Below are 23,339 nucleotides of genomic sequence, written 5' to 3'. Positions count from 1 at the left end.
AGAGCTCTTATTCTCAAGGGATCATTTACCCAAGGGCTTAGAGGAAGCGAGACTCTTGCGTTCATCCGACAACTCACCGATGAAAAAGAGGTAGGACAGAATTCGCCTTAAATTCTGAATCGCCAATGAAAATACCATCTTTGAACCTTGGCCATAAACGAAGCTCACAATCTTGAAGAAGTTGCTGTTATCTACGATAAATTCTGCACCTAATATTACTTCATCACCGGTTTTAATTACTCGGCGAATAATGCAATCCATGCGTTGCTGTGATTTCAAGACTCCAGATACAAAAACTTCTATTAACTCGTTATCGTCAATTAAGAAAGGTAGATTGACTTTAATACCAACGCCAGTTAGTGAGATATCAAAGAGCCAGCCTTCCAAGGTAGCATCAAGCTTGGGGAAATAAAGAGTCATTCTCTCTCCAGCCTGTAAGCGTGGAAAGGTTCTTGCCTGCTCATGATCGACTAAGCCAATGGTATAGACCACGAATAAATAAAGTAGATAAATAATCCAATTGACTAAGCCAGTGATCGCATAAAACCAAACATAGGGATTAAATAGCATCACGATAAAAGCGCCTAGACTTTTTGTGATGTAAGCAAAATAGCCCGCAGAGTTTTCGCGTACCGCCTTCAGCCCTAACTTCGTTAACAAATACAACTGAAGCTTTGAATGCTTGAGTTCCGCACTAGCATCCCAAATGTGCTGCCAACGACCACTATCTCCATAAACGAAGGCAATGGCTTCAGGGCTACCAATTTGTTCAGCGACAAACTGTGTACCGCAAAAATAATGGTCAGTCTCTTTTAGCATACGAACTACTTTTGCCATAAATTTATAGTGGTTTCCATAACTATCATTCACGGCTAATTGAATGGATTCGCCAACTTTTAGGTCCGTGTTAAATGGAAGAACAAACCCGATGCCACTTACTGAAACATCCTCTAAATTTGCTTCGATAACAGGTAGGCCATTACCACGAAGAACCCTCACTGCCCCACCACCACCAATTCGGTAATAAGCTCTGACTTGACGCTTTTCCCAAAAGGCGCCTAGAGACATTAAGCCCAACCAAATATTGATACAACACCATATTGCGGTAATGACGATGTTGTCATGCCAAATAGGCTCGTAATGCCAGCGAAGAGCAGCAATAAGAATAGAAACGGCGTTGATAGTTACCAGGATAAATAATGGGAAGGCATCCCAGCTAAGCTGCTCTCTTTCTAAGGTAAGGCCTTTTGGCGTTACTAGAAACTTTTGCTTCCAAGGATTTAGAAGAACCGGCATGAGCTCTCTAATCATCCTAAAACCTTTCACAGTTTCATAAATTTCCGAGAAGAAGAGTTGACGCGAACCAGCAAAGAAGTATGAGATCACCACTAAAATACTCAACGCATAAGGCACCGTGAAATCCACCATCTCGTGCCAATTGGCTGAATACACATTAAGGCCTAAAATTAAGAAGGCTGATGGCGCCAAGAAAAAGATGTATCGTGCAAATCCAAAAAGCCACGAGTATGACGAAGAAAAATATGCCAAACGCTGTGGCAGACTGAGCCCACGCATAAACAAGGGGTTGTAATGCATCAAGATCTGAAGCATCCCCTTGGCCCAACGTGAATGCTGGGTCAGATAGTCAGATGGAGTCTCTGGAGAAAGACCGCAGACCATGGGTTTATTGATATAGCTGCTGTTATATCCATGCGCATGGAGAATAAGTGATGTCTCACAATCTTCCGTAATTGTCTTAATGGCAATACCACCTATTTCCATGAGGTACTGACGGCGCAGTACCGCTGCGGAGCCACAGAAAAAGGCAGAGTTCCAAAAATTCATGGCAGGCTGAATCTTGCGATAAAACATCTCGCTCTCATCCGGGCGATTAGAAACGCCAGTAATCACGTTATTGACTGGAGTTTCATTGATAAAGAAATGCGGTGTTTGCACCAAAAACATTTTGGGATCGCTTAAAAACTGCCCTACTGTATTGTGCAAAATATCTTTGGTTGGTATTTGATCACAATCCAAAATGAGAATCAGCTCACCTTTGCTATGCTGCAAAGCGTGATTGATATTTCCAGCTTTAGCTTTTTGATTGGTATCGCGGGTGATGTAATGCACACCCAGATCTTTGGCGAGTCTTCTCAAGCTGTAATGGCGCCTCCAGGCTTGATGACCCGTTTCCTTGCTGCGACGCTTGGCATGGGTCCCGCCGTCGTCCAGGATGTAAATATTGAGCTTTTCTTTAGGGTATTGAATCTGAGTCGCAGCCGTCACCGTCATGCGAACAATAGTTTCAGACTCATCGTAAGTAGGAATAAAGATATCTACAGAGGGATAAGAAGACTCGTCTTGAGATAAGGGAACGATTTCACTAGACATTGGCGAGAAGTTCACAAACATGTCTAGCAGGAATAAGGTAAAGCCATACAGCTCTGCCAGGAATAACAGAGCGGTGCCGATAAAGTCAAAGAAACCGTTATAAATTAAAGTGTCAAAAATACGCCATGCCATATAACGGCAACTAACAAAGAGCGCTAGAACAATGAATACAGAACGCCAAGGTTGATTACGGAAATACTTCACCTTCGACATTAGGAAGATGATGAAAAAAGAGCCCCAACCTAAATAGAGCTGGCCGCCAAGATTGAGTAATTCCTCAGCGAAGTAAATCATGACGCCAATACCAACGGCAAACATCAATAAGCTTGCAGTGATTCTGGAGTGACGATCGCGCAAAAACATTAGCGATTAACCATATAAATAAACCACTCCCATAGGGCTTCATAGCCCACAGTAAGCAGTAGCACACAAAAGAACAATAGCAAAATCCCAGCAACCAATTTCAGACCAAAGGAGCGAATCGGTTGAAGCTCCAAATCGATAGCACTGGGATCTTGATGGAGCCTTCCTGGATCAACCTCGGTTGGATTCCAAAAAACTTCATAGGCATTGAGGGCTCTATCCTCACCCGTTCTCAGTAGCTGTCGTGTAAAGCGACACAGAAGTGCATCTGGGTTTTTTAAGGAATCATGCGCGCCCTCAGATAGATAAAGCTCTCCAGGGCCAGCAGCCTCAGCCATGAAGGATGCCAATTGGATAGAGCGCTCTTCTTCCTTGAGTCCAGTAAATGGATTAATCAGAGAAACAATCCCAATCGAGGCCAAACATATAGGGTCTGAATGATTTTTTGCATTCGTTGCATCAGCCTCTATTTGAATAGCCATAGCCGCTTGTGCTGCGAAACTGATTTGCTCAAATGAATAAATGATTTTTTCGCGAGACTCTTCAAAGGTTGTGCCGCGAAAATCTCTACAAATTCTTGCAATTAAAAGAAGTGCCTTGTCTCGAATGGCTTGATGAGATGATTCATCCGGTGACTCCATATCACTCCTAGGGATGATATGTATATGAAAGGCGCTTAAAAAGTTCCTCATCAGAAGAATGGAGATAAGTAGCGAATAAAGATGAGACCAATAGCCAACACGATAATCATCACTGCTGCCGCACCAAGATCTTTGATCTTTTTAATCTCAGGATGCTCTTCCAAGGTAATGAGATCGCAGATCTTTTCAATGGCCGTATTAAGCGCTTCAACCGCTAGCAAAACCAGGGATAGAACAGCCATTAATACGGTATACACATTTGGGCGATAACAAAAAAATCCGATGGCAATCACCACAAGAATTAACTCTCTACGGGCCGCCTTTTGAAGGACGAGTTCTTTGACGCCATCAATCGCATTGATAGTTGCATGAATAATATTTCTCTTTTTTGGCATTGCTATCAATTTTATTAGGAATATAAGCTATTTTATTAGCCTATTGAGTCCAAATCTCCGTTCGGTTACGGCCTTTAGACTTAGCTGCATACATGGCTTGGTCGGCTTTGGCATAAAAAGTCCTTAAAACCAGACTGGACTTGGTCTCTCCATCCATTTTGGGGCTGAAACTAGCGGCGCCGATACTGATTGATATAAAGATTTCTTTACCACCCACAAGAGCTGAAGGGGTAGAGAACACCCTTTTACGCAAGCGCTCAGCGACCTCAAAAGCACTCCCGATATCATCCCCTGGCAAAACAACGAAAAATTCCTCGCCACCGACGCGCCCGAAAATATCAATAACACGGAGCTCTTTTTGGCAGTGCTTCACAAGATTTGTCAGAACGATATCGCCTAGCGGATGGCCATACTCATCATTGATATTTTTAAAGTGGTCAATATCGAGCATAAGGAAGGCTACCGGCTCCCCATTGCGCAAAGATCTTTCAATCTCCAATTCTGCTTGATGGAAAGTTTCCAATCGACTTAAAGCTTGAGTTAATGAATCTGTCTTTGATATATGGTCAAGCAGGAAATTCTTTTCCTCTAACTCTAAAATAATTTTTTTGATTTGCATCAGCCCCAGAAAAAGCAGTACTGAAATAGAAAAGGCCAAGGCTGCATCCAAGAGGTTGTAGTAACCATCTAGATAAAAATGCAGAAGAGAAGTAATCCGCCTCCCTACCATTAAGCCAAAACCGAGAGCTAAGGAGCCGCTAGCCAGGCGATACGCTTTTGATTTAAAAAATATCTTGAGCGCAAAAATCGTTGCAAAAACTTGCGCAAGTAATGCCAAATAATACGCGCCGAGTGCAATCCATTTAATCGTCATCTTTAATGCGTATCTAATATATTTTGCAGTTCATTTCCATCTTCAAGCAACTTAAATGCAGCCTCAACAACTTTCGCATCTAGCTTGGTACCTGCCTCAGCTTGAATTTCATCCATTGCTGAATTTAATCCCTTAGCAGGCCGATAAGGTCTATGAGTTGCCATTGCCTCGATCGTATCGGCTACGGCCAATACCCTTCCCTCCTGGCTGATCCGCTCATCCTTCAAACCCAGCGGATAACCACTGCCATCTAAACGCTCATGATGTTGGCGCACCATATCCGCGATTGGCCAGGGAAATGGAATATCCTTCAGAATTTGATAGCCAGCCTCTACGTGCCCTTGCACCATTTGCATTTCCAGGTCAGTCAATCGTGAGGGCTTGGTCAAAATTTCTGATGGCACTGCCATCTTGCCAATGTCATGCACCATTGCTGCCATATAGATAGCCTGAATACGCTCATTGTCCCAACCTAATTGACGGCCAATAGCCATCGCAATACTAGCTACCCTCTTTTGATGACCGGCAGTATAGGGGTCGCGCCACTCCATAGTCTTGGACATAGCCTCAATAGTTGCGCGTAATGCAGTTGCAAGGCGCTCTTGCGTTACTTCTTTTTCATGAATTTGGTCATCTAACTTATGTTGACGTTCAATAGAGCGCAGTCCAAATCCAATCTCTTTAGCAAGACTTTCAAATAACTGAACTTCAGAAGCTCTAAATGTATTCGGAACTTTCGAATACACCATCAGTACACCAAAGGGTATCCCAGTAATACCATCAGGAATTGGACAACCGATTACCGAGCGAATTCCAAACCCCTTGGCATGCTCGCGCCAAGCAACAAATCCAGGATCGATTTCACCATCGATAACTACGCTCGTTTTATTATTTCGAATGCAACTACCTGCAGGTCCGCGTCCGGTTACTTCAGCGCTGGACCAGCTCACCACAATATCTTTAATGTAGCCAGAGGCAGCCCCAGCAACCCCAACTACTTTGACGGTCTTAAAGGCGTCACCCTCAGCTTGTCCCACCCAAGCAAGAATGTATGGACCTTGTGCAGCAATCGCCTGACAAACCTCTTGAATCAATAACTCAGTAGAGTTTGCACGTGCCAGTGCAGCAGCCGCTTCTGAAAGTGCGGATAAAGCCCAGCCTCGCTTTTCTAACTCGTCACGAATGGCTAAATCAGAAGATAAGTTATGCTGATTTATAGGCTTTGTTTTCATGTTTTTATTATGGCCCTAAATCGCCCTAAAAGGCTTGCAATTGCCAATAAATAGGCAGAGTATGAAAACATAAACTACTAACAAGGGAATATGAAAGAAGATATTGAAAAATCTATGCAAAGCTGATCGGCCTGGAATCCGAGGTGAGCAACCTACGTCAGGGATATATCACCGTTAATGCTCGCTACGCTGATGCGATAAATACCCTCAAGGCTTTGACCTCGAGCGCACTTGAAGCCGCTAAGAGAGCTGCTATATCTGCTGAAAAAGCCTCCCTCTCAGCCAAGAATTGCGCAACTGCAGCCAAGCTAGCCGCATCAGAAGCGGTGGTGGATGCCGCAGAGGCGGCCGCTGCTGCCTCTGCCGAAGCTGCCATTGAAGCCGCTGCTGCTGCCTCTGCTGCTGCCGCTGCAGCCGCTGCAGCTGTTGCCCATCAAGCCGAGGAGTCCTCTATATTGGCCTCAGCTGAAGCTGCTGAGGCCACTAAGCGCGCAGCTATGGCCGCCGCCGAAGCTGTAAAAATGTCTAACCTTACGGCTGAATCGGCTAGATCAGCCAGAAGCAAGAGATAAGAGTAAAAGAAATATGAGTGGCGGAAAGAAAAAAGCTCCTCAATGAGAGCTTTTTTTAATGCTGTGGGGCGAACGACGGGGCTCGAACCCGCGACAACCAGAATCACAATCTGAAGGCTTATATCAAGAGATATATGGCTTACAAGGTGATTCATGGTTACTTTTTCAATTTTTCAACTCAATAAAATCAGAGGGTTACAAACCCTAGTAACCATGAAAAGGTAAATTCTCTTGAGTAAGAGGTAGAAGTCTATTTTAAGATTTCAACAGCGATCAAAACTGCCATAGACCAGGGCTCAGGATATTTAACCCCACCTCCAAACTACTTCCAGCTAAGGTTTAACTTCTTATGAGATGCCGCACAATCACGCAAATAGAGATTAATGAGGCTTTGATAAGGAATGCCTACTTCTTCAGACACGGACTTAAAGTAGCTAACAGAATCTTCGTCTAAACGAATCGTAATAGGCTTCTTGAGCATAGAAGCATATGGATTTTTACGAGCTTTTGAGAAATCATATTCTTTACGCATGTTCATCACCTTTAATAAGCTTTTGACTCTTTAGGCGTCGCCTTACGAGCCGAAATAATACGTATGACATTACCTTCACTTCGATAGCAATGGCAAACCAAAATTGTCCGAAGTGCGTGGCTTACGCCTAGCAAAATAAATCTGTCTTCATCTTCCGAATGATCGGGATCGGAAATTAATTTGGCACCCTCATCAGAAAACACAGATTTCGCTTCTTCAAACGAAACGCCGTGCTTTTTCAGGTTAACCGAAGCTTTTCGGGGCTCCCATTCAAATCTCAATGAAGTCATATGTACATTGTACATAAATATATGAGGGCAAGCAACTGGGTTGAATAATTCACAATAAAATAATCTTATCCACAAAAAGCAAAAGCAAATACTCTGCATAAGTAGGGTATTACTGAATTTGGTAACTTGAGGCCGATTGCCGCCAACCAGTCTTTTGATATTCCGACTTGCATCAACCTGATTAGATGCGAAACATAAGTATCGCTATCTGGTTGTCGCGCAGGCAAATATGATACCGAGCGCTTGAAATGGGGCTTATCTGGACTTAAATGAGAAAAGTAACCATGTGGTTACTTTTTTGGGGCCCCTTTAAGGCTTCTAAAAACCTTAAGAGCTATATAGAATATGGGGCGAACGACGGGGCTCGAACCCGCGACAACCAGAATCACAATCTGGGACTCTACCAACTGAGCTACGTCCGCCACTGAAGAATTAGATTATAGCTTTTTGCTCAAAATTCTGTCAAAAACTGCCCTTTAAAGCCTGTCTTTAGGCAGTTTCGAACTCAAAAGCCGCCCAATCTCCTAGGCAAAGGCTCGCATCGATAAAGAAATCCACAATGGCGGCTTTGCTTTGAACTTTGGCTAAAGCATGGTGATCAGATAGGCGCTGACGCCAATAACGCGATCCTGCCCTGCCATGAGCTAGACCCAGGATGTGTCTTGTAAAGACGCCTATATAAAAAGGTTTGCCTTTTGCTTGGCACTCATCAAACCAAGCTTGTACTTGTTTCACCAATGCAATTTGAATGCGGTGCCACTCGGTTTCACTGAAAAGATAACCAGCAGCATCGCCATCCGTGTTGATCATGTCATCCCAACCTAAAAGCAGCGCCGGAAAATGATATGCAGCTCTTCCCACCATGAAACCATCAAAGTCATTCCAGTGACCGGCAATTTGCTCATTCGTTTCTAAGCCACCGTTGAGTAACACTTTGAGATTTGGAAATTGCTTTTGTGCATCCAGCCTAAGTTTTGCAGCTACTTCATAACGCAATGGTGGTTTACTACGATTCTCTTTGGGAGATAAACCTTTGAGCACAGCATTACGAGCATGAATTGTTACTTGACTTGCACCGGCATCAGCAACAGCAAGAATAAAGTTCAGCGCAAATTGGTAGTCAGTCTCCGAGTTCGCTGCATCCATCGAATCCAAGCCTAGACGATGCTTTACGGAGATTGGAATATCTACTGCGCTTTTCATTGAGCGGACACACTCAGCCACTAAATTAGGCTCAGCCATTAAACAAGCGCCGAAGGCGCCACGCTGCACGCGCTCTGACGGACAACCGCAATTAAGATCAATTTCATTGTAGCCCCACTGCTGCGCTAGCTCGGCAGACTTTGCTAAATCGGAAGGCTCAGATCCGCCCAACTGCAAAACGACTGGATGTTGATCTTGCGAATAATCTAGATGACGCGGGACGTCCCCATGCATCAAGGCACCAGAAGTCACCATCTCCGTATAAAGAACGGCTTCTTTAGTAAGCGTGCGATGAAAAGAACGGCAATGACGATCCGTCCACTCCATCATGGGCGCCACTGCTAAACGTTTTTTTGGGATGCTATTCAAGGATTTTGAGCTATCTTTTTATGCAACTAATAATAGAGAATGATTTTAGATGGTTTTGCCTCGAATCCGCCAAATATTGTCTTGACTCACAGAATGCTTAGGGCGCTATTGGTTGACCTTGTTTTTATATAGAGCTGAATAACAAAAAACCCGCCGTAGCGGGTCTTTCATATTTTTTTGTTAATTACATTCTGATAACATGCCATGCACCGTTGGAGTAGTTATCCCCTGTACGATCACCCGGCTTCTTATCCATGAAGAAGGAGTACAAAGGTTTACCTTTGTAGGCAAATTGCTTCTTACCATCGTCACAAGTAATGATTGAATAGTCCCCATAAGAAGTGGCATTAACATCCACCAATAGAGGTGGCCAATTGATAGCGCAGTCTCCATTACACACTGACTTACCTGACTTAGCCACATCACCATCAAAGGTATAAAGAGTCATATTATTGGTGCCAACTAAGTAGCCATCAGTAGTTTTAACAATACTTTGCCCGTTAGACATCGATACACACGCAACCAAAGATAGGCTGGCTAAAAATGCAGCGCCTAGTTTTTGAAGATAATCCATACGATTCCTTTATTTAAAACCTCAGATCAGTTGATGCTGATCTGAGGTTAATTTCAATAAAACCAATGCTTTAAAGCTTGCTCTTCAGCTCAGCCTTGGCATCACCTACTCCAGCCTGGATCTTCCCTACCGTCTTTTGAACAAGACCTTCACCCTCGAGAGATTTATTGCCAACAATATTGCCAGCAACTTCTTTTACTTTGCCTTTAACTTCTTCTACGCGGCCTTTAACTTGATCTTTATTCATTGAAAACTCCTTTGTGTCGTTAAACTATGGAACTACTGGTGCATCAGACTTAAATCACTGAAGCAACAACAATGCGAGAATTGGCTCAAAAAATTTCTTATTTATAGAAGGGGTTGTTACTTCCCTTTACGCGCATATCATTTTTCACTGAAGTAACGCCTGGGATGCCCTTGGCAACATCTACCGCTCTATTGGTTTGGTCAATACTGCTCACAAAGCCGCTAAGCTGCACTTCACCCTTGAACGTTTGCACAGTAATCTCTGAAGAATTTAAAGTTGGGTCATTAAAGATGGCGGCTTTTACCTTAGCAGTGAGAACGCTGTTGTCTACATACTGCCCAGTACTTTCCTTGGTATCAGATGCAGCACAAGCGCCCAATGAAATCAGTAGGCCGGACATGAGTAGTGCTACGATTTTTTTTGATAGATTCATTTTTGACTTTCATGAAGATGGTCGAACAATTGAGGCGTCGACAATTCCTTAGGTACACATTTACCCTATTCTTCATTTAAGTAATTGATTGTTCGATATCAGACATAAGAAAATATTTTTTATATGTGCGTTATCAGACTCAATCATTTGAGTATGCACTTTATATTGAGTGATGAGTTTTTTAGCTCATCTGTATAGAGAATTCTCTATTTAAATTCATCAGGAGATTTATATGACACTCGACCCAAAATCAAATACTTCAAACCCAGTAACTCCAAAACACTCATGTAAAAGCTGCCGAACATTGTGACGCTGCGTCAATGGCACACAAAGAAGCTGCTAAACATTGCGCATCTGGAGATACAAAACAAGCTGGCTATCATGCAGCCGTAGCTCAAGGTCATACCGTACAAGCAAATGAATATAGCGAAATTGCTTGTAAAAATACTGCTAATGCTGCCAATACAGCTTCAGCAATGAAATAATGTATTGCGGCGAATAACTGTTTTAGCTGCCTAGCTTAGGCTAGGACTGCTTTACATCAGGATGCCAACCCACTAATCTTTGGTGGGTTTTTTATCGTGTAAGCTTGTCTTATGTGCGGTATCGCACATACCTAACTCATTCCGACAAATAGACTTAATAAGTCTTCAGCCGACAACCAATATCAAGGTATTTGTATGGAATTAAAGTATCTAAAAGCGCAAAACCATCTATTTCAATACATTCCTATTGTTGAATGGGAAAGGTTATTGCCCAACATTGAACCTATTGAGCTACCACTCGGAAAAGTTTTATACGAGCCCGGCACAAAAATGAGCCATGTTTACTTTCCCTCGACCGCCATTGTTTCATTGCTATACGCCCTAGAAAATGGTTCTTCAGCAGAAATTGCTATTGTTGGCAATGAAGGAGTAGTTGGCATTTCCATCTTTATGGGTGGAGAGTCGACCTCTAGCAGAGCCGTTGTTCAAAGTGCCGGGCTGGGTTACAAGATCCGCTCTAGCCTGCTATTGGAAGAATTCAACAAGGGCGGCCCTGTCATGCATTTGTTATTGCGCTATACCCAAGCACTCATTACACAGATGGCTCAAACCGCTGTTTGCAATCGTCACCACACCCTAGATCAACAATTTTGTCGCTGGCTACTGCTTAGCCTAGATCGTTTACCAAGCAATGAACTAGTAATGACTCAGGAGTTAATTGCCAATATGTTGGGCGTTCGTAGAGAAGGCGTAACAGAAGCTGCACTAAAAGTTCAAAAGGCAGGACTTATTAAATATTCGCGTGGCCACATCACGGTTCTAGATCGACCTGGGCTTGAACATCGCACCTGTGAGTGCTATCAAGTAGTTAAAACTGAATATGATCGCCTTCTACCAAATAAAATTGCGACTTAGTTCGCTAGCAGACTAACGCTAGAGATTTGTAGGGCGAGAATTATGACGGGATAACTTTCACCTACGTCATTCAAACCCTACTGCCCGAACAAGGGTTTCATATTTAACCCTAAGGTAATCACAAATGAATAAGAATCATCTAATTGACTTACTACCTAAAAAGACTCAGGAATCACTACAAGCCAAAGCACAGCTTATAGAATTAACCCTCTCCCAAGTTATTTGTACGGCAGATAGTCCTTTTGATTACATCTATTTTCCAGTGGATGGTTTTATCTCTGTAACCCAAAGCTTGGATGAGCACCCTGCTATTGAGGTTGGCATGGTAGGCAGAGAAGGCGTTCTAGGTGCTGAGTCAGTCCTGGGAATTGCCAACAACCCCTTTGGCGCTCTTGTTCAGGGCGCGGGAAGCGCATGGCAAATAGGTATTGGCGATTTTTTAGCTGAGATAAAAAATCGCCCAGAACTGAGTAAGCTCATTAACAGCTATCTTGCGGTTCGCATAAAGCAATTAGGCCTTTCTGCAGCCTGCGAACACTTTCATCAGATTGACCAACGCCTTGCAAAGTGGCTTCTGATGAGCCAGGATAGAGCGCAATCCCCCACTTTCTCAATGACACATGAATTTATCTCTTTAATGTTGGGGGTTAGACGTGTAGGCATAACAACTACTGCAGCAGATTTTAGAAGAAGAGGTCTAATTGAATATCATCGCGGAGAAATTAAAGTAATAAACCGCACAGCCCTGCAAGCAGAAGCTTGTAGCTGCTATGAAAAAAATAGAAAAATTTACGCTGAGATTTTTAGCGAATGATATTAATCAAAGACTTTTATCTTTAGCTGAAATGATAGTGACCCGGCTACGCGGCCAGGAATAGTGGGTATCACCATTAAGTTGAGACCCACTAAATCGCCCTTAATAGTCAACGCAGGCAAAGCTGCTGGAAACCAACCGCCGTCATTAGTATTTGCATATCCATTAAATGCGCCGGCAACTAACCCGATCTGAATAGGGCCAATGGCAATAGGCTGCCAATATACTCCAAGATAGTTTGATTGATAGTAGTTGCTATTACGGAAAGTTCCGGCAGTTACTGAGGCTACAGTTGAGAAGAGATACTCCACGCCAAAGCCATAATTCACTGAATTAAAGTTTCGGTTTTGATCAAAATGATAGGAATACAGCCCGGGATTAAGCCAGACTTCTGATTTGGAGGATTCATCAATCACGTCTATAGGACCTTATGATTCAGCCTTACAACCTATGCTATGAGTAATAAGTAGGCAGACGGCTATAGAAGAAATGATTACCTGATAATTACTTTTTCCCATTGTTAATGAAAGCTGGTGTGCAATGCCTTAGTAATCATTAAAGACTAATTCATCACAGCACCAAGCTTGCAAACACTACTTTATAGCTGTGATCTTGAAGTCCCTCATCTGCTCTTCAAATAATTTGATTTGCTCTTCAACCTCATCTTTGCCGACACCATAAGCTTCTTGAATTTTCCCGGCTAACTCGATTCTCTTTCCGGCAATCAAATCCAATTGATCATCTGTTAGCTTGCCCCAACGAGTACGAACTTTGCCTTTAAATTGCTTCCAATTGCCTTCGACGATATCCCAGTTCATTTAAACCCCCTTTGTGTATGAGCTTATATGCTATAGCGTTGAGATGCCTATCTTCAGTGCGCTGGCGTACTAATAGAAAATTATTTTCGATTAATAAAAATTATTTCTTCATATGTCTGATGGCGAACAGTCATAACAGTGTGACACTTATAGAGTAGATGGTAGTAATCACACGAAAGGAATTTCAAATGTTAGGAACCATCGTTTTAGTTCTCTTAATTTTGATGCTAGTGGGTGCCATCCCTGCTTGGCCACACAGCAAAAATTGGGGATACGCACCAAGTGGTGGGTTAGGTTTGGTGGTTTTAATACTACTGATCCTCATCCTCACTGGCAGAATATAAATACATCCACGAAAGAAAAATATGAAAATTGATAATAGTTTTAAGGCAATTTTTGCCCCCATGATGATCGTATCTGGATTAGTCGCCTGTGATAAACCTGGTCCAGCAGAAACGGCTGGCAAAAAGATTGATCAAGTGACTGAAAACGTTACTACAGCTGTTTCGAATTCTGCCGATAAGGCAGATAAAGCACTCATTGAACAAGATAAGGCGACCGGTCAAGCGCTTAGTGATACCCAGATTACCGCAAAGATTAAGGGTGACCTTCTCAATGAACCTGGGCTGCAGTCAATCAAGGTCTCAGTCGATACGGTAAACGGCGTTGTTACACTCACTGGCTCAGCTGATACTCAGGCAAACATCAATAAGATAGTGAAGTTATCAGAGACTACCGAAGGCGTTAAGTCTGTTACCAATAAGTTGCTTGTTGTGAAGTAATTTTTCTGTCTAATTAAAAAGCCGCAAATCGCGGCTTTTTAATGATCGTCAATCTATCAATTGACAGTTGATTTAGTGGAGTTCGATTTTGGGGGAGCCTTCTTTTGATCTTTTTCATACTGATCGTAGATATAGCCGCCTGCAGCACCTACGGCCGCTCCACCTGCAGCACCCCATAACAAACCACCGCCAGTAAGCGCCCCTATTCCAACACCAGCAGCAGTACCAATCGCAGCTCCAGACAGGGTTCGTTGCTGAGTGTTACTCATATTAGAGCAGGCTGATAGCCCCAGGATAGCGGTAGTAGATAAAACCAGTAAAGTCGTTTTCATATTTTCCCTTTAAATCTATCGAATAATTTTGGTAGCAGCATTTCCAGGAGACATGCTGGATGAATCACACGGAAAACGCACTGCTAGAAATCGTAGTAAGGTATCTGCAGCTGGCGCAGAGTTATAAACTGAGTTTACTTTTACCCAATCGATGAATTGACTCATCACCTCTCTACGTGATGGTGCTGGCTGCACTACGCAAATGAACTCTGGAGCCCTTTTAGGGTGACGTGTCACTAAATAGCTGTCGTACACACCCTGACCATAGATATCACAATAAACCTGTGGGGATGGGTTCGACTGATCGCTACACACACCTGCTAGCTCAAGCGTACTAATTGCGACAGGCGTTCCGGTGGCCGCTATAGCCACCCCTGCAGACATTAATAGTGAAGCACATACTATTGATAGTTTTTTCATATACATATTCACTTTCTTATTTTGACTAAGCAGTAATTAGTCTAAAAAATACTGATGAATTAGTCTGTCTGCTATCAGACATATGAATAAGGGCAACCGAAGCTGCCCTTACTGTAAAACAAAGAAACTACTTGATTAACGCAATTTAGCGAGCTTAGCCTCTAACTCAACTGCGAGATCCAAAGCCCCCATATAGCCGGATTTCAGATGATTTGGTAGATCAGGATCACCAACCATGGCACCTAAGGTTTCCACCAGACTAAAGATGATTCCTTTGGCTGCGCCAGCTGCAATCGTATTGTTTGCTACAGCCTCATCAATATGATTTACTGCATCTAGAAAGTAATCATGTCCGGGGAGTCCATCTGGACCCAATTCTTCTTTAGCTACTTTAGTCATTTGCAATTACCCCTCATCTAACTGTTTGCGAAATTTAATCTATAACCAAATCATTACTATGAATTTGTAGCACGCCATTATGACTATGTCCCTGAGTAATTTTAGCTTCGGCAACGGAAAGCAGTTTTAGTTGATGCTTTATAAAATGCTCCAATGGGTTACCCAAGATACTATCGGGATCAACATCCCCCAAGGCCTCATAACTAAATTGGCATTCAAGATCCTTGCCATCGAGCTTTGCAAAATAACTGATGCCTCGATCAGCCATTAAAGTTGGTGGGCCAATAAATTCAATTTTCATAACATCTGATCTACTTTATAGAAAAACTTACGAGCATAGGCAAGGATTTCTTTATCAGAAGGATGATCAACTGTTTCCACGCCAACAATTTTTTCTGCAATATTGGCATCATGCTTGTGCGCGTGCTTGATTAACTCTAATTTTGCAGAACCTGGGCCAAGAATCAAAATTTCTTTGGATTCATTCACGGCATTAATAACTGAATGCAGGTACTTATGATCTAAGGCTAGCTTGCCACTACCAACTTCATTCGCCTTGTGGTGCAAATGCGCATGGGTAGTTTTGCTGCGAATAATTTCAGCTTCACTAGCCTCTGCGCTCAAAAACATGACATGAGCTTCTCTATGGTCAATCCAAATAACTGCGTGATTTAATGACATATTCTTCCTATTAATAATATTGACTACCCTTTGAGAATACTCCTGCAACGCTTGATAATCGCGGAAAATCACTGATGAAGTGTTATTTAACTTGATTTAAGTCAAAATGTTTGATTAGTATTAAATTCATATACTTAGACCATCTACATTTAAGCTCATTATGGCCATATCCCCTAATAAATACGTACCCATTCGCTACATCCCTTTTGGACTTTGTATTTTGGGGGCAGTCGTCAGTTTCGCCTCTATAGAACTGCATCTACAGGCATATCGCTTCTTCATATTATTTGGATTTTTAACTGTTGTAGGCATCTACGACCTTATTCAAACCAAAGTTGCCATTCTTCGCAATTACCCTGTTATCGGTCATTTGCGTTTCATGCTGGAATTTATTCGCCCAGAAATTCGACAGTACTTTATCGAGGGTGACAATGATGAAACTCCATTCTCAAAAGAGCAGCGCACATTAGTGTATTCACGCGCAAAGGCTGTGCCCGATCAAATACCCTTTGGAACCACTCTAGATGTGATGGCACCAGGATACCAATGGATCAATCAATCCTTCGCCCCCACCCGACTGCCTAACCATGACTTCCGGGTTGAGATTGGTGGCAAAGATTGCAAACAGAAATATTCAGCAAGCATTTTCAATATCTCAGCAATGAGCTTTGGATCGTTGAGTGCCAATGCTATCTTGGCTTTAAATCTTGGCGCTAAAAAAGGTGGCTTTGCGCATGACACTGGCGAAGGGTCGATTTCTGAATACCATCGCGTCCATGGCGGCGACCTCATTTGGGAAATTGGCTCTGGCTACTTTGGCTGTCGCAATTCCGATGGCAGTTTTAATGCCGAAAAATACGCTGAGAATGCATTAGACCCTCAAGTCAAGATGATTGAGATCAAGTTAAGCCAAGGCGCCAAGCCTGGTCACGGTGGCATCCTACCGGGCTCCAAGGTGACGGCTGAGATCGCCGCTGCGCGTGGCGTAAAAGAAGGCGAGGCCTGTATCTCCCCTGCCTCACATAGCGCATTCTCCACTCCGCTTGAGCTCATTCACTTTGTGAAGAAACTACGCGACCTATCTGGCGGCAAGCCAGTGGGTTTTAAGTTCTGCGTTGGCCATCCCTGGGAATGGTTTGGCATTGTTAAAGCAATGCTAGAGACCGGCATTCATCCTGACTTTATCGTAGTGGATGGCTCTGAAGGTGGTACTGGTGCATCACCAGTAGAGTTTACTAATCATGTGGGGACTCCACTTCAAGAAGGTTTACGCCTAGTTCATAACACCCTGATGGGTGCAAATTTACGCGATCAAATCAGAATTGGTTGCGCAGGAAAGATTATTAGCGCATTTGATATGGCAGTAGCTTTTGCTTTAGGCGCTGACTGGTGCAATAGCGCCCGCGGCTTTATGTTCTCGATTGGCTGTATTCAGGCACAAGTTTGCAATACTGGCAACTGCCCTACCGGCGTCACCACACAAGATCCTTTGCGCCAGAAAGCCTTAGTAGTCCCCAATAAAGCCGAGCGTGTTTATAACTTCCACAATGAAACACTCAAGACCCTGAAAGAACTGGTCGAGGCAGCAGGCCTCAGTCATCCCGGTGAAATTGATGCCCCTCATATCATCCGACGCATTAATAAACATGAGGTGCGTCTTTTATCTTTCTTGCTACCTGAAATGCCTGCAGGCCTGCTACTCAAGGCAGAACATATTGATCCAAACCTCAATCTACCTAGAGTATTTGAGTTGTATTGGCATCGGTCTCAAGCCCAAAGTTTTTCTGCTCTGAAAGCCTAAATCTGTAGATCCCCAATAGATAACTCTTCTTGAGAAGTCTATTGAGAATTTTTGCCTGCAGTTTTGTGGCGATACATCTCCAAATCTACCTGGTGCAAAATTGCTGATACGGTACCTGAATTATCACTATATGTTGCCATGCCAATACTTATGGTAACCGGATACCCAGAATCACTCATTGTCTGATTTACTGTTTTAACAATATCGCTGCACATGCGATTCATTTCATGCTCATTGATCTTTGATGCAACAATCAAAAACTCATCCCCACCCAAACGGAAAAACATTGTTTTCTCAGATGAAAATTTCATTAGGGTATGCGCGATCTTTGTTAATACCTGATCACCAACTAAATGCCCTCGAATATCATTAATTTTTTTAAAGTCATTAACATCAATCATCGCAACAGAAAATATCTCTTTACGCTCCTCTAGCCCTGCAATAGCCTGCTCTATCATGATTCGAGCCCAACGCCTATTCCACAAACCCGTTAAAGAGTCGGTATTAGCGAGAAGATTCACGCGTAATTGACTGCGCCTGAGCGACCTGGCAAGCCACATGATTAATAAGGTAGCCAGAAAACGAATCAAAATATTTAATACTTCTATCTTCGTAAAATAGAGAGGGTAATACCCATCCCTAAAGAGAAAGTAATTTTCAAATAAGGTGGTGATAATCAGAGCTACGATAACCACCTTCATTGACTTCGCATTTAATGCAATGATTGCAGCAGGAAATAAGTAGAGTAGAACTAATCGATAATCATCGGGCGATAGAACATCGATTAATAAAATTAGAAATAGTGAAATAAATCCAAGCTGAACCGCCAATTTTGGCTTGATCCCAAATAGACTATCAATACTGTTCATTTGCATCATTCCCGATCTACCCAGGTAAGAGAATTCGCAGACACAGGCGTTAACCGATAAATGAAGGTTGCCCTCGGAGACAACATAAATCCATTGAGGTCATACAGAAATGATCTTTTACGTACTGCTAATTTATGTTTTACGAGCTTACTAAAATCTCGAGTTAACTGTGGGCAGCGTGGATATTCATTAGTACGATAAAAAACCTTTGCACTAGTTGCCTTTGCATACTCAACAATCAGATCGGGGTTGCACTCTTCCAGACCATTTGGCTGGTGTCTTAAACGATTCAATAGCCAGCGGTAACGGGGTTTGGACGTCATGCGACGAATATTAGCCTAAGAGCTAATACTTTACTAAAATCTAGGCCTATTTTTAGTGCATAACTATGATTTAACCGCTAAATAAGGGCTCTATAGAACTAAAGCACTAGCTCTTGAGGGCTATTGAAGGCCTTTTTTGCTTCATCCAGAGGGTCAATAAAGGATATTTCCTTTGCAAGCAGCTGTAATGGTTTGGAAAAATCCAAGTCATATTCTTGATAAGGTGTAAGGATCGGATAAATCTGATCATTCTTAATGGGAATATTAAGTGCATTGAGATGGCAGCGTAGTTGATGCTTTTTACCGCTGCCAGGAGTGAGTCGATATTTAGCCCAGGGCTCTTTGACTGCGATGATCTCTATTAAGGTATCGGAGTTAGGGTCACCCTGCACTTCTTGCATTTGCAAAAAGTGTTCAGATTCTTCTAGGCGACTTTGATAAGTCATTGGCACTTGCTTACTGATATCTTCTGAATACGGCGCAATCGCTTCGTATACTTTTTTAACCGCCCTATCCCTGAACAAATTTTGGTATTGAGCTCGTTCATTTGGGTTGACACAAAAGATAACTAGGCCAGCAGTATCGCGATCAATTCGATGAATGGGGCTAAGGGTTTGTATACCCGTTTTTTTCTTAAGTCGATTTAGTAAGGTCTGATGTAAATAAAGACCGCTTGGTGTGACTGGCAAGAAATGGGGTTTATCTGCAACCAAGATATGCTCATCTTGATAAAGAATTTTTTCTTCAAAAGGAATATTTGGCTCACGGGCAAGCCGCCTAAAGTACAACAAGTGTGTATTGGGTAGATAGGGATCACCTGCCTTAAGAGCATGACCATCTTGGTCAAGAATAAGTCCTTCATCGAAGCGATCGGCCCACTCAACTTCAGTAATGTGCGGAAACTGGGCAACAAAAAATGCCAGCAAGTTCAGATGAGCTTGATCAGCAGGTAAATATACCCGCGATGCCGAGACCCCTTCTGAATTGACTTTCATAAACCCTGCTAGAAAATTACATGATGGGCTTAGTTTAAATTACGCCCTAGCAAAGGAAACAAAAAACCGCCCTAAGGCGGCTTTTAGTATCACAGCTTATTTTTGCTTAGTCTGCGTAGATGCCAGCAGCTTTAATGATTGGTGTCCACAAATCAATCTGTGCCTTCAAGTGCTTTTTCAGGCCTTCTGGGGTTGCATTTGCTAGTGATGGAATCTCAACACCTAACTCAGCCATGTGTTGCTTATATAGCGGATCTTGAATGGCACCTTGCAATGCTTTAGCCAACTTATCCATCTCTGCTTTAGGAGTGCCTTTTGGCGCATAAACGCCATGCCAAACTTTCACTTCAAAGTTCTTTAAGCCCTGCTCATTAAGCGTTGGAATCTTATCAAAAGCCTTGATGCGTTGCATCGTAGTTGTGCCATATGGCTTGACTGCGTTAGTTGCTAGCTGACCTGACAGGTTAGTTGTCTGATCACACATCAATTGCACTTGGCCACCGATCAAGTCAGTCAACGCAGGCGCAGTGCCTTTGTAAGGAACGGTTGTCAAATCCAACTGAATACGACTCATGAACAACAAGCCGCACAAGTGACTAGCAGAACCTACACCAGCATTGGCGTAAGCAATTTTGCCTACGTTTGCCTTCATATACGGGAGAAGTTCTTGATAATTCTTAGGAGGCAAATCTTTATTGCCAACCAATATCATTGGTACATCAGCAACTTGGCCAACATACTCGTAGTCATTCATTGGATCAAAGCCCAAGTTCTTATACAAAGCTGGAGCGGTAGACATACCAATATGGTGAATCAATAATGTGTAGCCATCGTTCTTGGAGTTGATTACTCGCTTAGCGGCAATCGTGCCACCAGCGCCAGGACTGTTATCAACGATCACCTGGCCTTTAAGTTGCTTACCCATTGCCAAAGCAAGCTCACGAGCCACCTTGTCGGTTGGACCGCCAGCAGAAAATGGCACCACTAAAGTAATTGGACGATCGCCAGGGAAATCAGCAGCTTTAGCAGCAGAAACGCTAACGCCTACTGCACAGAGCGAAATTACTGCAAAGCGAATAATTGATGGGGAGATTTTCACAGGGATCCTTGCTTTTAGTATTTACAGTTACAGACTAGTAGTTTAGAGAATTTGCCACTCTTATGATGAGAAATTCTCTAAAAAATACTATTTCTTAAGTTTTCCAAAGGCTGCTGCCATTGCATTATTCATGGGGGGCGCCTGTCTTCTGTCTTCTTGAGGTTTTCTAGCTTCAGCTGACTTAGGCTCCGAGTTAGGACGATTCGGCATTCTTTGCTCAAGCTTTGCTCCTGCCTTAGCGCCATCTCTTGGAGCCTCATCACTTAAGCGCATCGTCAATGCAATTCGCTTACGCTTTTCATCTACCTCTAGTACCTTGACTTTCACCACTTGCCCGGCCTTGACCACGCTATGCGGATCTTTTACGAATGTATTGGACAGCGCAGAAATATGAACTAGGCCATCTTGATGCACACCAATATCCACAAAGGCGCCAAAGGCAGCAACGTTAGTCACTACGCCTTCCAAAATCATATCCACTTTGAGATCGCTAATTTTTTCTACGCCATCCTTAAAGGTAGCAGTGGTAAATTCTGGACGTGGATCACGACCTGGCTTTTCTAATTCTTTAATAATGTCAGTTACAGTAGGTAAACCAAACTGACCATCGGCATATTTTTCTGGTGAGAGTGATTTAAGTAAGCTAGCATCGCCAATGACTTCTTTCACTCCCTTCTTAATATCCTTCAAGATTTTTTCTACTAAAGGATAGGACTCTGGATGAACTGCAGATGCGTCTAATGGATCATCGCCATTCATGATGCGTAAGAACCCAGCAGCCTGCTCGTACGTTTTATCGCCAAGACGAGGCACACTCTTCAGATCAGCTCTGGATTTAAATGCACCCTTACTGTCTCGGTACGCCACAATACCTTCAGCAACGGTAGAGCTTAAGCCTGAGACCCTTGCTAGCAATGGTGCTGAGGCTGTGTTGACATCCACACCTACGGCATTCACGCAATCCTCTACTACTGCTACTAGAGATTTTGCTAATTGGGTTTGCATCACATCATGCTGATATTGACCCACACCAATAGATTTAGGATCAATCTTCACTAACTCAGCAAGCGGATCTTGCAATCTACGTGCAATTGATACGGCGCCACGTAATGAGACGTCCATACCGGGCAATTCTTTTGAGGCATATTCTGATGCTGAGTAGACTGATGCCCCTGCTTCAGAGACCACAATCTTAGTGAGCTTAAGCTCTGGTTTGGCTTTAATGAGTTCTTGGGCCAATTTATCAGTCTCACGAGAGGCGGTACCATTACCAATCGAGATCAAGGTGGCATTGTGTTTTTCAGCCAACTTTGCCAGAGTATGTAATGAACCAGCCCAATCATTTTTAGGTTGATGCGGGTAAATGACCTCGGTATCGACGACTTTGCCGGTGGCATCCACTACTGCCACTTTGACACCGGTACGCATTCCTGGATCTAGACCAATTGTGACCCTTGGGCCAGCAGGCGCTGCTAGCAAAAGATCTTTTAGGTTGCGCGCAAAGACGTTAATTGCCTCAGTTTCTGAGCGTTCACGCAGCGCAGTCATAAGTTCTGACTCCAAATGCAAAGAACACTTGATGCGCCAGGTCCAGCGCACAGTATCGGCTAACCAAGCATCGGCAGGACGACCATCATTTTTAATCTTGAAATGATTGGCAATGCGGTTTTCACAAGGATTATGAGGAGCATCCCACTTTAGTTTTTCTTCTTCGGTATCTAGGCGTAGATTGACCATCAACATCTGCTCACGACGACCTCTGAATAAAGCTAAGGCACGATGTGATGGAATCGCTTTGATTGGCTCGGAGTAATCAAAGTAATCAGCAAACTTCTCACCTTCTTGCTCTTTGCCAGCAATCACTTTGGAATCTACAACACCATGATCTTGCAAATACTCCCTGAGAGATTGCACCAATGCAGCATCCTCTGCAAAGCGCTCCATCAGAATTTGACGGGCGCCTTCAAGAGCAGCCTTAGTATCAGGTACTCCAGGGTTGTCAGTGCCATCCACCTGAAAGGCTTCCTTCAAATACTTTGCTGCTTCCGTTTCAGGATCTAAATTGGGATTAGCCAATAAATCATTTGCCAAAGGCTCTAAACCAGCCTCTAAGGCAATTTGTGCTTTTGTTCTTCGCTTGGGCTTATAAGGTAGATAAAGGTCTTCTAAGCGCGTCTTATCTTCTGCCAGCATGATGGCTTTGAGAAGCTCTGGGGTCATCTTGCCCTGCTCTTCAATCGAAGCAACAATCGTTTTACGTCGACCCTCTAATTCGCGAAGGTAGCTAAGTCGCTCTTCTAATAAACGCAATTGCGTGTCATCTAATCCACCAGTGGCTTCTTTGCGGTAACGAGCAATAAATGGTACGGTTGCACCCTCATCCATTAGGGCTATAGCAGCCGATACTTGAGCAGGTTTAGCAGAAAGTTCTTGGGCAAGGCGTTGTTCTATTGATGGCAGCATGTATATCTATTTTTATTTAATTAATTG

The 23,339-nt window shown here is 43.2% G+C and carries 30 protein-coding genes and 1 tRNA gene; 7 read left to right on the top strand and 24 right to left on the bottom strand.

All coding sequences use genetic code 11. The features are described 5' to 3' along the window. Positions 1 to 21 precede the first annotated feature (21 nt). The 5 genes from bcsA to ICN36_RS08395 form a co-directional block, all read right to left on the bottom strand. Positions 22 to 2,754 carry a UDP-forming cellulose synthase catalytic subunit gene (gene bcsA / locus ICN36_RS08415; RefSeq protein ID WP_216227946.1) on the bottom strand — a complete coding sequence of 911 codons (2,733 nt, stop codon included), beginning with the start codon at positions 2,752 to 2,754 and terminating at the stop codon, positions 22 to 24. Further along, the gene (locus ICN36_RS08410) at positions 2,754 to 3,395 is read right to left on the bottom strand and encodes a hypothetical protein (RefSeq protein WP_216227945.1); all 642 of its coding nucleotides are present in this window, start codon (positions 3,393 to 3,395) and stop codon (positions 2,754 to 2,756) included. The genes bcsA and ICN36_RS08410 overlap by 1 nt, the downstream gene beginning before the upstream one ends. Before the next feature lie 50 nt (positions 3,396 to 3,445). After that, positions 3,446 to 3,790: a diacylglycerol kinase gene (locus tag ICN36_RS08405; protein ID WP_216227944.1), complete on the bottom strand. Its 345-nt coding sequence runs from the start codon at positions 3,788 to 3,790 to the stop codon at positions 3,446 to 3,448. A 40-nt stretch (positions 3,791 to 3,830) separates the two neighbouring features. Further along, a complete protein-coding gene (locus ICN36_RS08400; RefSeq protein ID WP_216227943.1) occupies positions 3,831 to 4,460 on the bottom strand; it encodes a GGDEF domain-containing protein in 630 nt (209 codons plus the stop codon). Positions 4,461 to 4,666: 206 nt separating this feature from the next. Then, positions 4,667 to 5,896 carry an HD domain-containing phosphohydrolase gene (locus ICN36_RS08395; RefSeq protein WP_216227942.1) on the bottom strand — a complete coding sequence of 410 codons (1,230 nt, stop codon included), beginning with the start codon at positions 5,894 to 5,896 and terminating at the stop codon, positions 4,667 to 4,669. A 143-nt stretch (positions 5,897 to 6,039) separates the two neighbouring features. On the opposite strand from ICN36_RS08395, the gene ICN36_RS08390 reads away from it, so the two are divergent. Continuing rightward, entirely contained in the window at positions 6,040 to 6,468 is a 429-nt protein-coding gene (locus ICN36_RS08390; RefSeq protein ID WP_216227941.1) for a hypothetical protein, read from the top strand. Positions 6,469 to 6,790: 322 nt separating this feature from the next. On the opposite strand, the gene ICN36_RS08385 is transcribed toward ICN36_RS08390, so the two are convergent. The 7 genes from ICN36_RS08385 to ICN36_RS08355 all read right to left on the bottom strand — a co-directional run bounded on the left by ICN36_RS08385 (position 6,791) and on the right by ICN36_RS08355 (position 10,116). After that, positions 6,791 to 7,000 carry a BrnA antitoxin family protein gene (locus ICN36_RS08385; RefSeq protein WP_068949841.1) on the bottom strand — a complete coding sequence of 70 codons (210 nt, stop codon included), beginning with the start codon at positions 6,998 to 7,000 and terminating at the stop codon, positions 6,791 to 6,793. A gap of 11 nt (positions 7,001 to 7,011) precedes the next feature. Further along, positions 7,012 to 7,290, bottom strand: coding sequence for a BrnT family toxin (locus ICN36_RS08380; RefSeq protein ID WP_216227940.1), 279 nt, complete (start codon positions 7,288 to 7,290; stop codon positions 7,012 to 7,014). Positions 7,291 to 7,636: 346 nt separating this feature from the next. Further along, positions 7,637 to 7,712: transfer RNA gene (locus ICN36_RS08375), tRNA-His, on the bottom strand. Between the two features lie 67 nt (positions 7,713 to 7,779). Beyond that, on the bottom strand, positions 7,780 to 8,862 hold the full coding sequence (gene dusA, locus ICN36_RS08370) for a tRNA dihydrouridine(20/20a) synthase DusA (RefSeq protein WP_255531281.1): 1,083 nt from the start codon (positions 8,860 to 8,862) through the stop codon (positions 7,780 to 7,782). A gap of 184 nt (positions 8,863 to 9,046) precedes the next feature. Then, entirely contained in the window at positions 9,047 to 9,436 is a 390-nt protein-coding gene (locus ICN36_RS08365; RefSeq protein ID WP_216227939.1) for a hypothetical protein, read from the bottom strand. 70 nt (positions 9,437 to 9,506) lie between these two features. Next, complete coding sequence (locus ICN36_RS08360) at positions 9,507 to 9,683, bottom strand: CsbD family protein (protein ID WP_216227938.1); 177 nt, start codon at positions 9,681 to 9,683, stop codon at positions 9,507 to 9,509. A 97-nt stretch (positions 9,684 to 9,780) separates the two neighbouring features. After that, positions 9,781 to 10,116, bottom strand: coding sequence for a BON domain-containing protein (locus ICN36_RS08355; RefSeq protein ID WP_216227937.1), 336 nt, complete (start codon positions 10,114 to 10,116; stop codon positions 9,781 to 9,783). Between the two features lie 320 nt (positions 10,117 to 10,436). Between ICN36_RS08355 and ICN36_RS08350 the strand changes: the two genes are divergently transcribed. From ICN36_RS08350 to ICN36_RS08340, 3 genes are all read left to right on the top strand, one after another. Further along, the gene (locus tag ICN36_RS08350) at positions 10,437 to 10,601 is read left to right on the top strand and encodes a hypothetical protein (protein WP_216227936.1); all 165 of its coding nucleotides are present in this window, start codon (positions 10,437 to 10,439) and stop codon (positions 10,599 to 10,601) included. A gap of 195 nt (positions 10,602 to 10,796) precedes the next feature. Then, the gene (locus ICN36_RS08345; RefSeq protein WP_216227935.1) at positions 10,797 to 11,516 is read left to right on the top strand and encodes a Crp/Fnr family transcriptional regulator; all 720 of its coding nucleotides are present in this window, start codon (positions 10,797 to 10,799) and stop codon (positions 11,514 to 11,516) included. Positions 11,517 to 11,640: 124 nt separating this feature from the next. After that, the gene (locus ICN36_RS08340) at positions 11,641 to 12,330 is read left to right on the top strand and encodes a Crp/Fnr family transcriptional regulator (RefSeq protein ID WP_216227934.1); all 690 of its coding nucleotides are present in this window, start codon (positions 11,641 to 11,643) and stop codon (positions 12,328 to 12,330) included. A 2-nt stretch (positions 12,331 to 12,332) separates the two neighbouring features. On the opposite strand, the gene ICN36_RS08335 is transcribed toward ICN36_RS08340, so the two are convergent. Both ICN36_RS08335 and ICN36_RS08330 read right to left on the bottom strand, forming a co-directional pair. After that, complete coding sequence (locus ICN36_RS08335) at positions 12,333 to 12,746, bottom strand: hypothetical protein (protein WP_216862072.1); 414 nt, start codon at positions 12,744 to 12,746, stop codon at positions 12,333 to 12,335. 177 nt (positions 12,747 to 12,923) lie between these two features. Further along, positions 12,924 to 13,148: a CsbD family protein gene (locus ICN36_RS08330; RefSeq protein ID WP_216227933.1), complete on the bottom strand. Its 225-nt coding sequence runs from the start codon at positions 13,146 to 13,148 to the stop codon at positions 12,924 to 12,926. A gap of 188 nt (positions 13,149 to 13,336) precedes the next feature. Here ICN36_RS08330 and ICN36_RS08325 point away from each other — a divergent pair, with 188 nt between their 5' ends. Together ICN36_RS08325 and ICN36_RS08320 are read left to right on the top strand one after the other, a co-directional pair. Beyond that, positions 13,337 to 13,492 carry a DUF3309 family protein gene (locus tag ICN36_RS08325; RefSeq protein ID WP_216227932.1) on the top strand — a complete coding sequence of 52 codons (156 nt, stop codon included), beginning with the start codon at positions 13,337 to 13,339 and terminating at the stop codon, positions 13,490 to 13,492. A 21-nt stretch (positions 13,493 to 13,513) separates the two neighbouring features. After that, positions 13,514 to 13,930 carry a BON domain-containing protein gene (locus ICN36_RS08320; RefSeq protein WP_216227931.1) on the top strand — a complete coding sequence of 139 codons (417 nt, stop codon included), beginning with the start codon at positions 13,514 to 13,516 and terminating at the stop codon, positions 13,928 to 13,930. A 56-nt stretch (positions 13,931 to 13,986) separates the two neighbouring features. Here the strand turns inward: ICN36_RS08320 and ICN36_RS08315 are convergent, their stop codons facing one another. From ICN36_RS08315 to ICN36_RS08295, 5 genes are all read right to left on the bottom strand, one after another. Then, a complete protein-coding gene (locus ICN36_RS08315) occupies positions 13,987 to 14,262 on the bottom strand; it encodes a YMGG-like glycine zipper-containing protein (protein WP_216227930.1) in 276 nt (91 codons plus the stop codon). 15 nt (positions 14,263 to 14,277) lie between these two features. After that, positions 14,278 to 14,682, bottom strand: coding sequence for a Rap1a/Tai family immunity protein (locus ICN36_RS08310; protein ID WP_216227929.1), 405 nt, complete (start codon positions 14,680 to 14,682; stop codon positions 14,278 to 14,280). Positions 14,683 to 14,817: 135 nt separating this feature from the next. Beyond that, positions 14,818 to 15,081 carry a hypothetical protein gene (locus ICN36_RS08305; RefSeq protein WP_216227928.1) on the bottom strand — a complete coding sequence of 88 codons (264 nt, stop codon included), beginning with the start codon at positions 15,079 to 15,081 and terminating at the stop codon, positions 14,818 to 14,820. Positions 15,082 to 15,115: 34 nt separating this feature from the next. Beyond that, entirely contained in the window at positions 15,116 to 15,382 is a 267-nt protein-coding gene (locus tag ICN36_RS08300; protein ID WP_216227927.1) for a hypothetical protein, read from the bottom strand. Then, positions 15,379 to 15,762, bottom strand: coding sequence for a translational machinery protein (locus ICN36_RS08295; protein ID WP_216227926.1), 384 nt, complete (start codon positions 15,760 to 15,762; stop codon positions 15,379 to 15,381). The genes ICN36_RS08300 and ICN36_RS08295 overlap by 4 nt, the downstream gene beginning before the upstream one ends. 160 nt (positions 15,763 to 15,922) lie before the next feature. Here ICN36_RS08295 and ICN36_RS08290 point away from each other — a divergent pair, with 160 nt between their 5' ends. Continuing rightward, positions 15,923 to 17,563: an FMN-binding glutamate synthase family protein gene (locus ICN36_RS08290; RefSeq protein ID WP_216227925.1), complete on the top strand. Its 1,641-nt coding sequence runs from the start codon at positions 15,923 to 15,925 to the stop codon at positions 17,561 to 17,563. Between the two features lie 38 nt (positions 17,564 to 17,601). Here ICN36_RS08290 and ICN36_RS08285 read toward each other — a convergent pair whose 3' ends face one another. From ICN36_RS08285 to ICN36_RS08265, 5 genes are all read right to left on the bottom strand, one after another. Beyond that, positions 17,602 to 18,432, bottom strand: coding sequence for a GGDEF domain-containing protein (locus tag ICN36_RS08285; protein ID WP_216227924.1), 831 nt, complete (start codon positions 18,430 to 18,432; stop codon positions 17,602 to 17,604). Between the two features lie 5 nt (positions 18,433 to 18,437). Continuing rightward, entirely contained in the window at positions 18,438 to 18,755 is a 318-nt protein-coding gene (locus ICN36_RS08280) for a hypothetical protein (protein ID WP_216227923.1), read from the bottom strand. A 98-nt stretch (positions 18,756 to 18,853) separates the two neighbouring features. Continuing rightward, a complete protein-coding gene (locus tag ICN36_RS08275; protein WP_216227922.1) occupies positions 18,854 to 19,750 on the bottom strand; it encodes a pseudouridine synthase in 897 nt (298 codons plus the stop codon). 106 nt (positions 19,751 to 19,856) lie between these two features. Continuing rightward, complete coding sequence (locus ICN36_RS08270; RefSeq protein WP_216228280.1) at positions 19,857 to 20,843, bottom strand: tripartite tricarboxylate transporter substrate-binding protein; 987 nt, start codon at positions 20,841 to 20,843, stop codon at positions 19,857 to 19,859. Positions 20,844 to 20,936: 93 nt separating this feature from the next. After that, positions 20,937 to 23,312: a Tex family protein gene (locus ICN36_RS08265; RefSeq protein WP_216227921.1), complete on the bottom strand. Its 2,376-nt coding sequence runs from the start codon at positions 23,310 to 23,312 to the stop codon at positions 20,937 to 20,939. Between the last annotated feature and the right edge of the window lie 27 nt (positions 23,313 to 23,339).

The sequence above is a fragment of the Polynucleobacter sp. UK-Gri1-W3 genome, assembly GCF_018881595.1.
Taxonomy (GTDB): Bacteria; Pseudomonadota; Gammaproteobacteria; order Burkholderiales; family Burkholderiaceae; genus Polynucleobacter.
The sequence above is the reverse complement of the archived record's forward strand: the minus strand, read 5'-3'. Positions and strand labels throughout refer to the sequence as shown.